The organism is Vibrio ponticus (assembly GCF_009938225.1).
Classification (GTDB): Bacteria; Pseudomonadota; Gammaproteobacteria; order Enterobacterales; family Vibrionaceae; genus Vibrio; species Vibrio ponticus.
On sequence record NZ_AP019658.1, the window covers coordinates 829,457 to 841,537 of the forward strand.

Here is a 12,081-nt window from a genome sequence, read left to right on the forward strand (position 1 = left end):
GGATAAAATAGTCTAAACATTGCAGAATATAGCGCATTATCTCAGAGTTAAGAAGTGATCAATCTGAATGTTACTTGCTAAAGCCAGTATTGGGCGCAAGCTACTGTTTGCTTTTCTCGCCATGGCACTGTTAGTGCTTATGTCTTCGTTTATAGGTGTGTTTGGTTTTTCGTCGGTTGCCAAGACGGAAAGAAACGTGGTGAATTCGGCAATTCCGTCAATGATTGAGGCTCGTCAAGTTGCGGAGCTAAGCTCTCGCATCATCTCATCGGTACAAACATTAACCAGCGCCAAAACTGAACATCAAAGACAGCAAGCGGGCAAAGTACTGTTTGATCAATTAAGTGCATTACTGACTCATATTAAGCAGTTAGGCTCCGATTCTTTTGATTCGCAACTATTGTCTACCTTAGAGTCTGACGTACAGAAGATTATCGATACCTTGGGCAAATTGGGTATCGGAGTAGAGAAAAAACTGTTCTTAGAGAAAGATATCGCGCAGCGTACAGAGGATATGCGTAACCTTGCTCTCGAATTAGAGCAGTTAACTCGGACGCAGGTTGCGAATACCAGCACCATAGCCGTTGCAAACGTTACCCATATCTATGATTTGTTGGCTCGTAAACAGACCGAAAAGGCGTATCAAGCACTGGATGCTCTAGTTGAAGTCGACTTGGACTTATCTGAACGTCTGCACGAGTTGCATTTACTTGCGTTTCAATTACTCAACCAAATAGAAGAAATCCGCACTATCAGCGACTCATCGCGACTGAGCGATATTCGCAAGCAATTTGATCATAACTTACTGATCATGAAGCGACGAGTTCAGGCAGTAGAAGACCCGACGCGTTCTGTGCAGATGTCTGATCTCTTGGTGCAATTAGAAAAAAGAGACGTGGTTTTTGATGCCGTGTTACAGCGTCACCAAAATGAGCGTGACACGCAGAGCCTGATGCAAGATACGTTAACTCAACTGAGTGCGCTCAATACCACCATTAACAAGCTGGTGGATGATTCAAACCGCGCAACGACTAAAGCGGTCGAAGAGCTGAAAACCACGCTCAATTACGCTCAGTTAACCCTGACAATTCTAACCGTGCTTGGCTTGGTCATTGTGGTGCTGATTGTTTGGAAAGTGGTGTATGTATCGGTACTTAAGCGTTTAGCTGAGTATTCATCCGCGTTACTGTCAATCGCACAAGGTCAGTTAAAAGTCGATATTACCGTTAAAGGCAATGACGAACTTGCGCATATGGGACAAGCGATCATCACTGCGCGAAATACTGCGCAAGCGTTAAAAGTAGTGGCAGAGAGTGAAATTGAAGCCAAGCGCCAATTGGAAGAGCACAAAGAGCGACTCGAAGAATTGGTTACAGAGCGAACGGTACAATTACAAGATACCAATAAACGACTCAACAACGAGGTGCTTAACCACGCTAAAGCTCGCCAACAGGCGGAACAAGCCAGCCGAGCGAAATCAGCATTCTTGGCGACCATGAGCCATGAAATCCGTACTCCAATGAATGGTGTATTGGGTACCGCACGCTTGCTAAAAGATGCGGGTTTGAATTCTCAACAAGCTTACTATGTCGATATTATTAACCGCAGTGGTAAAACGCTGCTGGCGATTCTCAATGACGTATTAGATTATTCGAAGATCGAAGCGGGGCACTTAGAAATTCGTCCTGTGGACTTTAATTTGCACTACATGGTTGATGACGTGAATCAACTCATGCAGGGGCGTGCGCAAGAGAAACACCTTGAGTTGAGCTGTTTGATTGAAAGTGATGTGTCACCGTTCTGGTTAGGGGATGTGACTCGTATTAGCCAGGTGCTAACCAATTTGGTTGGCAACGCAATTAAGTTCACGGAGTCGGGTTATGTTGATATTTACGTCTCTCTTGAGGATGAGTATTACGTTACCTTTGAAGTTTCCGATTCAGGGATTGGGATTTCTGAGAAAGAGATGGAAACCTTGTTTGATGCCTTTACTCAAGCTGAAGGCGGCTTAAGCAGCAAAGGCGGTACTGGACTCGGTTTAGCGATCAGTAAACGAATCGTCGAAGCGATGGGCGGCTCTCTTGGTGTCGAATCGGAGGTCGGACAGGGCAGTCGATTCTGGTTTACCTTGCCACTTAAATTGGGTAACGAGGTGGTTAAAAAAGAGCAGCCGGTTCATAACTCGGTGCAAGCGAAAGTGTTATTGGTTGAAGACAATCCAGTCAACTGCATTGTAGCCGAGGGCTTCTTGACCAGTTTAGGTCACCAAGTTGTGATTGCTGAAGATGGCGCAGCAGCGCGCGCGCTTTTCTCACAACAAAGATTTGATATTGCACTATTAGATATTAACTTACCTGACTGTGATGGACGAGATCTGCTAGAGGAATTGCGTGTCATTCAAGATAGCTTCGAGTTGAGCGATGATGAGAAAGCGCCGTTTATTGCTGTATCTGCTCATGTGTTTAGTGAAGAGGTTGAGAGTTACTTATCAGCAGGCTTTGATGGCTATCTAGCCAAACCGCTGGATAAAGATGCACTTTGTTGCTTAATACAGAACCGCCTTGATGGCAAAAGTTTATTGCTTGAGCAAGGTCTAAAGCCTCAGGCTTCAATGGTAGAGAACATGATGAAAGCAGAAGCGATTATTAATAAAAAAGTAATTGAAGATGATATGCAAGTGCTTGGCAAAGAGAAGATGTTGCAGATAGCAGGTCTATTTGTTCAAGGCAGCAATGAGATACTGTCACTGCTTGAGCAAGCCAGCAGTCAAGGTTCAGACAATGACGTTAAGCAATTGGTTCATAAACTAAAAGGTTCAGCCGGTAGTATGGGGCTGTTGGCGCTCTACCAGTTATGCCAATCGATTGAAGCATCAAGCGAACCGAATCAAACTTATGTTACGGCAAAAACCGAACTTAATGATTTGGTCGAGAAATCGATTGAAGAAGTGATGGCACTACTGGCTTAAAACGAGTCGATATTCATGATTGGGCAGCTTAGGCTGCCCAAATTACAGAGAGAGCAAACAATGCTTGAGCGGTGTAGTAGGTAAACATGACTACATGGCGCGAAAATGCTGAACTGGCTCTAAAGCGATCAATCGCAAGAACCAAATCAGACATAATGAAAATATACGCTCCAATCATTGCCATGCCAGCTAGAGGGGTAGCCTCTTGCAGCCAAGCCATCGTCGCGTTGTTTGCCATAAATAGAATACTGACAAAATAAAAACCCACATACCATTTATCTTTGCCAATGCTTGGCAGCAGTAGCAAATAGACAATCACGCCAATTGCTATCAATAGTATGGTTAGCCAAAGCGGCTGGAAATCAGACATTTTGGTAAAAAACGCATGACCATAAGCGAACTGGGCGAGCAGAAAGCAGACTAATCCATGACGAAACTTATCTTTCGGCAACATTAAGAAAATATCGCCAATGGCGGAAAGCGCTAGACCTAAGGCTATATAGATTGTGTATTCAGGATACGTATTTGAGGGCGATAGCAACACCAACACTGACAAGAGCGCGGCAGGCAAGGGTTTTGTGCTATAAAACAGCCAGCGCGGACCGTGGCTTATCGAATAGATGTGTACTAAACATAAACTAACAATTACTAGCCACATAAATATATTCGGTTCACCTTAGGTTTAGAACTATGTCAGAGTTGTGTAAGCGTAGAGATGTTATCTGATTTTTTTCTTTCGTGCAGAACTTTTTCTCGCCTGAAGGCAAAGTTGTTATTTTGATGCTAAGTCTGATTAGGTTTAGTTACCGCGTAACAAGTTTTGGTGATGGAATACTGTCGACGTATTTCTAACTCATTGGTTAGATGCGTGATTTACGAAAAAGGCAGTGTCATGACACTGCCTTTGAACCAGATAGTAAATGGTACTTCGATTAAGCGATAGCAGATTCTAGAATCTTGCGGCTTTGTTCGATAGTGATCGCTTGGTTCTCACCAAGCGCAACCATGCCATGTTTGTTCAACTGTTCGATAACATTATCGATAGCCGTTTGCTTGTCCGTAGCATACTCAGTCAGTTGAGTCGCGACATCTAAACTGTTGTAAAGTGCTTCAATCGCATCGATTGTACGTTCAGCAAGATCGCTACCTATTTCAAGACGGAACACTTCCGTACCCAATTTCTCTAACTTAGCGCGTTTATGCTCGATCTGATTACGCAGCAGTGATGGTTGTACGATTGCTAGTGAGCGCGCATGATCAACGTGCCAAAGTGCCGTCAACTCGTGACCAATCATATGCGTTGCCCAATCATGCGGCACACCTGAACCAATTAAACCATTCAGAGCTTGGTTAGCTGTCCACATTAAGTTTGCACGCCATTCATCGCTGTCGCGTTGGTCGAACTGTTCCGCTAGTTGCTTCAAGTTACGCAGCAAGACTTCAGCGTAGCCATCTTGCACCATGTGACCATGATTATAAGTCAGATACTGTTCACACACGTGCACCCAAGCGTCAACCAAACCATTCACTAATTGGCGATCAGGTAGAGACTTCATTACATCCGGATCCATTACTGCAAATGCAGGTTGAACAAACGGAGATAGAAACGCCAGTTTATCTTGAGTTGATGCTTTGGTAATGACCGCGCCAGAGTTGGATTCAGAACCAGTTGCAGGAAGAGTCAAAATCGCGCCAATTGGCGTTGCAGAGCTCACTTGGTGGCTGCCAGTTAAAATATCCCAGCCATCGCCGTCATAGTGCGCAGCAGCTGCAATGTATTTACAACCGTCGATTACTGAGCCGCCACCAACAGCAAGGATAAAATCAATATGATCAGCTTTTACGATTTCAACAGCTTTGTCTAATGTTTCCTTGGTAGGGTTTGGCTCTACACCTGAAAACTCTTGCCATTGATGGTTAGCTAACGCATTCACTACTTGATCGTAAACGCCGTTGTTTTTGATTGAACCGCCCCCGTATACGACCAATACGCGGTTATCGGTAGGGATAACTTTAGCGATTGCTTCAATCTGTCCTTGTCCAAACAGAATTTGTGTAGCGTTTTGATATGCAAATTTCATCGACATTCATGCTTCCTCTTTGTATGAGAGTTCGAATAATTGTAGTAGCGTGACAGCAAGTCCGATCACACAATTTGAAATGGGGACAGCTAGCGGGGATTACAAGCGCGATTTTGACTATTTAGTCAAAACAAAGTGTAAAGATATTTTTCTGTAAAAATAAAGATTTACGTTTAGTAACGCTGGATAAAATGGGAAAAGAGAGTTTACAAATTTACCGTTTTTCTTTTGATAAGTTTGGGTAATACTAAAAGCCCCTATAGGAGATCTAGTCAATCTCTCAAAACACCCTCCATTGCGAGGGTGTTTTTCTTTGTCGCGATTGGGACTAGCGGCTATCAATCAAATTGGTAACTCTCAGGCACTACCACAATGCCATTGGGCGAAATGCGAAAACGCTTGGCATCTTCGACTTCGTTGTAGCCAATGGTGGTATTTGCTGGAATCGATACATGTTTATCAATGATGCAATTTTTGAGTTGGCAGCCTTCACCGACGTGAACATGGTTGAGCAAAATGCTGTCCGCAACTGTCGCACCATCATTAATATAAACGCAAGGTGAAATGATCGATCGCTGCACAGAACCGCCGGAATTCACTACGCCATCAGCGATGATTGAGTTAATGAAAATCCCTTCATTGCCGGTTGCGGAGGATACGGTGCGAGCCGGTGGATATTGTGGCTCGTAGGTGCGAATTGCCCAGTCTCGTTGATAAAGATTCATCGGCGGAACCGGTTCTAATAGATCCATGTTTGCTTGGTAGTACGAGTCTATGGTTCCCACGTCGCGCCAATAACAGTCTTTGGCTACACGACCCAACTCACCGCAGAAGTGGTAAGCGAAGACATCGCGGCTCTCAATCAGCTTTGGAATAACATCTTTACCAAAATCATGGCTCGAATTTTCGCGGCTGGCATCGTCTTGAAGACACTCTTTGAGTACATCCGCATCAAACACATAGATTCCCATCGAAGCGAGGCTAAAACCCGGTTTACCCGGCATAGTGGGCGGATCAATCGGCTTTTCAATAAAGTGGCTAATTTCACGTGATTCTTCGACATCAACCACACCAAACTGGTGCGCTTCATTTTGCGGTACTTCCATACAGGCAATAGTCAGTTTTGCACCAGTGCGTTTGTGCTCTTTGATCATCGCTGCGTAGTCCATGCGGTAAATGTGATCCCCCGATAACACCACCACATACTTCGCCGAGCTGCGTTCTATCAGCCATAAATTGTGATAGATGGCATCGGCGGTGCCTTCATACCATTTTCCACCACCACGCATTTGAGGTGGCACGACTGAAATAAATTCGCCGAGTTCGGGGTTAAATAGTGACCAACCATCGCGAAGATGTTTTTGCAGAGAATGAGATTTGTATTGAGTAAGGACTAAAATTCGTCTTAGCCCTGAGTGAAGACAGTTGGTAAGGGTGAAATCAATAATGCGATATTTTCCCCCAAATGGTACCGCAGGTTTTGCTCTATCGTCAGTTAATGGGCTTAGGCGCGATCCTACGCCTCCAGCGAGTACCACAGTCAGTGTATCTTGCATAATAATTCCTTAATGCGCCAGCATATCTAGACGTTGTGCCTAGCAAAGGTTAGTACAAGAAATAAGCCAAGTTGTAATCCCTTGTTTTACAACAATTACCGAAAAAATAAGGACTGAATTTGACTTGTTTAAGTGCAAACGAAAAAGATAATGCACCAAGCTGGTGAACTATCAGTCATATCCTATTAAACCGTATGAACCGAGTATAATAATGTTTGGCTATAAGCACACATAGGGTTGATTATAAGCATTCAAGTGCTTATTTGAGGGGTGTGTGGGTGATTGCTCCGGTGATAGATCAATTCATCCTTCAAGTTGATCAAACAGTAGAATAAAAAAAGCGCTTCAATTGAAGCGCTTATATAGTGGGGGTAGGAGCTAACGAAATTACGCGGTTGCGGTTACTTTGTTATCGCGGCTTTTTAGGAACGCATAGGTAAAGCCTGTTAACGCTGTACCTGCAGCGATAGCAACCAAGTACATCAGTACTGGCGTAATCGCATTTGGGATAAGAAGAACAAATAGACCGCCGTGTGGTGCCATCAATTTCGCCCCAAACAGCATAGATAGTGCACCCGTTAACGCACCACCAGCCATACAAGACGGGATAACACGCATTGGATCTTTCGCCGCAAATGGAATCGCACCTTCAGAGATAAAGCATAGACCGAGAACAAACGATGCTTTGCCTGCTTCGCGCTCACTTGCTTCAAATTTCTCTTTCGCAAGGAAAGTGGCTAGACCCATACCCAGAGCAGGAACCATACCTGCCGCCATGATTGCAGCCATTGGTGCGTAAGTTTGTGATGCTAGTAGACCCACGCCAAAGGTGTAAGCCGCTTTGTTGATTGGACCACCAAGGTCAAAACACATCATAGCACCGAGAATCACACCAAGTAGTACTGCGTTAGCTGAACCCATGTTATTTAGGAACTCAGTCATCGCCGCCATGATGCCAGATACAGGACCACCAACGATGTAGATCATCACTAAGCCAGTAAATAAACTCGCAACAAACGGAATGATCAAAATAGGTTTGAGTGCTTCCATTGATTGCGGCAATTGCACTTTATCGGCAATGAATTTAGCGGCGTAACCGGCGATAAAACCAGCCGCGATACCACCAAGGAAGCCCGCACCGGTCGAGCTTGCCAACATACCACCGATTAGACCCGGAGCTAGACCTGGGCGATCTGCGATAGAGAAGGCGATAAAGCCAGCCAAAACTGGAATCATTAGGGCGAATGCTGAACCGCCACCAATGGTCATCAGTGCTGCAGCCAGTGTGCCTTCTTCTTTAAACGCTTCGATACCAAAAACGAATGAAAGCGCGATAATCAAACCACCAGCAACCACCACAGGTAACATGTGCGATACACCGGTCATTAGGTGTTTGTAGACCCCTTTCTTCTCTTCGGTGTTATTGGCTGCACTTGATGCGCCAGAATGTTGGTACACGGTCGCTTGTTCAAACGCTTTATCCATCTCTTCAGAGGTTTTCTTTAGCGCTGGACCGGTTTTAGTGCGGTAAAGTTTTTTGCCGTTGAAGCGCTCAAGTGGCACTTCGATATCCGCGGCAATGATGACCAAATCGGCATCGGCAATTTCTTGGTCAGTCAGTTGGTTTTTAGCTCCAACAGAACCGCGCGTCTCTACTTTAATTTGGTGACCACGACGCTTACCTTCGTCTTCTAACGCTTCCGCAGCCATAAAGGTGTGGGCAACGCCTGTTGGACAAGCGGTGATAGCGACAATCTTTTTCGCGCTAGTATTCGCACCTTCTGTTACCGTGTCACTTACCTCAAGTGTCTGAGCGGTATCCGCACTCTGTTTTATAACCAGTTCCGCATTATCAATGACTTGCTCAATCGATACGCGAGCCAGTTTTTTACCCACGAAACGGGAATCGTCAACGGCACGGTTGGCTGCAATCAAGACAAAATCGCTTTGTTCGATTTGTTCTTGGCTAACAGGTGTCGCGTCAATTACTTCTGACTGACATTCAATATGGGCTGTCCAACCCAGTGACTGTGCGGCTTTTTCAAGAAGTCCGGCAGCGATGATGCTGTTGGCAACACCACTTGGACAAGCTGTAATAATGGTTACGTTCATAACATCGACCTTTTGTTATTCGAGTAATTTATTCATCGTCTAGAGACGAAATTGGATTAAGCTCAGTTTTGTTTATAAGTTGTTGTAGTGCAGATAAATCGTTAATGCCGACACCAACTTGGCTTACCGCCATGGCAGAAAGTGCAGTAGCGAATTGCAGCAGTTGGGGGTTGTCCATTTGCTGCATATGACCCCAGCACATACCTGCGACGAGCGTATCGCCAGCGCCTACGGTACTTACCACCTCCATTTTTGGTGGTTGAGCAGAGAGCCATTCTGATTGGTTAAGCCACATCACGCCTTTAGCACCCAGCGAAACCACAACATTTTCAATGCCAGTGCGGCTTAGCTCTTCAGCAACTTCGATGATCTCTTGGCGCGTATTGATGTCACGACCAATAAATTCAGCCAATTCTTCATCATTCGGTTTGATTAGCCATGGTGTTGCGCTTAAACCGGCTTTCAGTGCTGCACGACTTGAATCAAACAACACTTTTTTGCCGCGCTGCTGTAAAAACTCAATCCACTGAGCGCATTGTTCTGGTGTCACACCTTGCGGTAGGCTGCCAGCAAAAACGAAGTATTCATGTTGCTGGCAAAGTGTCTCTAGCGTCTTTTCAAACGCTTCAATGGCTTGCGCGTCAACAGCTACACCCGGGAAGTTGATATCGCTTACTGTGCCATCTTGCTCGACGAGTTTTACATTGATGCGAGTTGAGCCTTTTACACGCACGAAATGATCATTTGCGTTGATTTGCTCAAACAGTTGGCAAAATAGCTCTTGGTTGTCTTCACCAAGAAACCCGGTAACAGTTACTTGAGCGCCAAGATCTGATAATACTTTAGCAACGTTCACACCTTTACCTGCGGCATGAAAATCACTGCGGTTCACGAGACTGACACTGCCGGTATTGAGCGTATTTAGTGAGCCAGTGAGATCGAGCGCCGGGTTTAGTGTGATAGTAACGACTTTATTATTCATATCCGTTCCTTAACCTTCACCAAGACCAGATTGAATTGCACTGCCAATCGCTTCTAGCGCTAAGCCCGCGTCGTCACCGTTGGCAATAAACTCAAGTTGGTGACCATGTTTGACGCCAAGACCAATCACTTTCATTAGACTTTTTGCGTTAACAGGTTTGCTGTCGCTATCTAAGTTGCGCACGGTAATCGCACTGTCGAATTTCTTGGCACAAGCAACCAGCATTGCGCCTGGACGAGCGTGCAGACCGTGTGCGTTACGAATCTTAAATACCGCTGAATTGGCTGCCGTCTCTTCATTTGTTTGCGTCGCCACGTCAATGCCAGTTTCGGCATCAGGCGTGAATAGGGCGATCAAATCATTCGCAGACTTACCGATTAGTGACGCAATATTCTTGTTGGCGACGAGTTCAGTAACAATACCAAGTTGTTTACGGTGCGCATCGTTACAGCCGGCAAAGGTGATTAACGCGCTGACACTCTTGTCATCTAGCTGGCACTGATTAGCCGTAGTGACAAAAGCCATACCGGTTTTATTCACACCTTTGTTGGAGCTAACCAGCCAAACGCCTTGACCAAGATGCGTCGGTGTTTTTGCAACGATGTCGGCAACGAACTCAGTGCCAACACTACCGGAGTTCTTCAACAAACCTGCTGACACTGCTGCCATTTGGATCATGTCGCTAGCAGGGAAGTCTAATTGGATGTGGCTTGCATCAAAGTCGATGTTGAACTGGGTTTCACCATTCAACAGTGAGATGATTTGTACCGCACTTTTGGCATTTTGCAGAGCCTGTTCAACGCCATCGTCACCAAGCACTTTTGTTAACTGTTTTAGGATGCCTAAGTGCTCATCACTTTTCGCAGCAATACCAATCGCAAGGTAAACCGTATTGCCATCGCCCCAATCAACGCCATTAGGAAAGTGCGCAATCGCAACGCCCGTTTGCTTAACTAAATCACGGGTATCTGTAGTGCCATGTGGAATAGCAATACCGTTGCCAAGAAACGTTGAGTTTTGTGCTTCGCGCGCTTGCATGCCTGATAAGTAATTTGATTCAACCAAACCTTTGTTGGTCAACTGATCTGCAAGGAATGCAATAGCTGATTGCTTGTCCTGATGTGCTTGATTAAGCGTAATGTCTTGGATGGAAAGCTTTAGCATATGAGCCTCGTTATCTGTGTATTCGACATAAGCTGAACCGATTCAGCTTTAACTTAAAAAAATTCAGCAAACGCTGGTAAGTTTAGTAGAAGTTGCGACAACCACTACATTTTGCAACTTTGCTGAATCCTTTCATCTTTTATGCTGTATCGATTCAGCATATAATGCAAATAAGTTAGCGATCATCGTTTTTAAACTTTGATCTAATCCACAGAATATCGGATCGATCATGACCTTAGATGAAATTGCCAAGTTAGCGGGCGTTTCAAAAACAACTGCAAGCTATGTCATAAACGGCAAGGCTCAGCAGTACCGCATTAGCCAGAAAACCCAGCAGAAAGTGATGGCAGTTGTAGAACAGTATAACTACCGACCAGATGTCGCTGCGAGTTCGTTACGTGTCGGTAGTAGTCGATCATTTGGATTGATAATTCCGGATCTCGAAAACACCAGTTATGCACGATTGGCGAAATTGCTTGAACAGAACTCCCGTAAAGCCGGGTATCAAATCTTGATAGCGTGTTCAGATGACGATGCTGACATTGAACGTTCAGTTGTTGAGGCATTAGTCAGTCGTAAAGTAGACGCGCTATTTGTCGCCAGCAGTATTCCGGACGCCAATGAGTTCTATCTCGCATTACAGCAGCGCGGCACGCCAGTGGTTGCGATAGACCGTCCTTTAGATGATGAACACTTCTGCTGTGTAATGAGCGAAGATTTTGATGGTGCTTATGAGCTTGCTCAATCGATAGTGTCTGAGCGAGTATCTACCATAGGTATTATTGGCGCTTTGCCTGAATTGACTATTTCGACGGTTCGAGAGCAAGGTATTCGCTCTGTCGCAAAAGAGCAGGGGCTCGAGGTTCAAGTGGGCTATGGCGACCACTTTAATCGCGAAGAAGGCAAACGTATCTTTGCTGATTGGGTGAGCCAAGGTAAGGTCCCTGAGGCGGTGATCACTACGTCCTATACCTTGCTAGAGGGCGTACTGGATGAATTGCTCAAGCATCCAGAGCTAACTACAAAGATTAAGCTTGCAACGTTTGGTGACAATCGTTTGTTAGATTTCTTACCCTTCAAAGTGAACTCATTGTCACAACAGTTCGAAATCATCGCCGATAGTGCTTTGGCATTGGCATTAAATGCAGCCGCTAAACGCTACGAAGCAGGTGTCGAGTTGGTGCCAAGGCATCTCAACGTGCGCGAATAACGCTTTTA

Annotated in this window: 8 protein-coding genes; 2 read left to right on the top strand and 6 right to left on the bottom strand. The window is 45.2% G+C overall.

Annotated elements, in window-relative coordinates; translation table 11 throughout:
- Nucleotides 1-67 precede the first annotated feature (67 nt).
- A complete protein-coding gene (torS, locus tag GZN30_RS18025) occupies nucleotides 68-2,968 on the top strand; it encodes a TMAO reductase system sensor histidine kinase/response regulator TorS (protein ID WP_075652586.1) in 2,901 nt (966 codons plus the stop codon).
- Between the two features lie 28 nt (nucleotides 2,969-2,996).
- On the opposite strand, the gene GZN30_RS18030 is transcribed toward torS, so the two are convergent.
- From GZN30_RS18030 to fruB, 6 genes are all read right to left on the bottom strand, one after another.
- Nucleotides 2,997-3,626: a lysoplasmalogenase gene (locus tag GZN30_RS18030; protein WP_075652587.1), complete on the bottom strand. Its 630-nt coding sequence runs from the start codon at nucleotides 3,624-3,626 to the stop codon at nucleotides 2,997-2,999.
- A 274-nt stretch (nucleotides 3,627-3,900) separates the two neighbouring features.
- A complete protein-coding gene (locus GZN30_RS18035; protein ID WP_075652650.1) occupies nucleotides 3,901-5,049 on the bottom strand; it encodes an iron-containing alcohol dehydrogenase in 1,149 nt (382 codons plus the stop codon).
- Between the two features lie 338 nt (nucleotides 5,050-5,387).
- Nucleotides 5,388-6,605: a glucose-1-phosphate adenylyltransferase gene (gene glgC, locus GZN30_RS18040; protein ID WP_075652588.1), complete on the bottom strand. Its 1,218-nt coding sequence runs from the start codon at nucleotides 6,603-6,605 to the stop codon at nucleotides 5,388-5,390.
- A gap of 387 nt (nucleotides 6,606-6,992) precedes the next feature.
- Nucleotides 6,993-8,717 carry a PTS fructose transporter subunit IIBC gene (gene fruA / locus GZN30_RS18045; protein ID WP_075652589.1) on the bottom strand — a complete coding sequence of 575 codons (1,725 nt, stop codon included), beginning with the start codon at nucleotides 8,715-8,717 and terminating at the stop codon, nucleotides 6,993-6,995.
- Between the two features lie 28 nt (nucleotides 8,718-8,745).
- Complete coding sequence (gene pfkB, locus GZN30_RS18050; RefSeq protein WP_075652590.1) at nucleotides 8,746-9,699, bottom strand: 1-phosphofructokinase; 954 nt, start codon at nucleotides 9,697-9,699, stop codon at nucleotides 8,746-8,748.
- Nucleotides 9,700-9,708: 9 nt separating this feature from the next.
- Nucleotides 9,709-10,863, bottom strand: coding sequence for a fused PTS fructose transporter subunit IIA/HPr protein (fruB, locus tag GZN30_RS18055; protein WP_075652591.1), 1,155 nt, complete (start codon nucleotides 10,861-10,863; stop codon nucleotides 9,709-9,711).
- Nucleotides 10,864-11,092: 229 nt separating this feature from the next.
- Here fruB and cra point away from each other — a divergent pair, with 229 nt between their 5' ends.
- A complete protein-coding gene (cra, locus tag GZN30_RS18060) occupies nucleotides 11,093-12,073 on the top strand; it encodes a catabolite repressor/activator (RefSeq protein WP_075652592.1) in 981 nt (326 codons plus the stop codon).
- The last annotated feature ends 8 nt before the right edge of the window (nucleotides 12,074-12,081 follow it).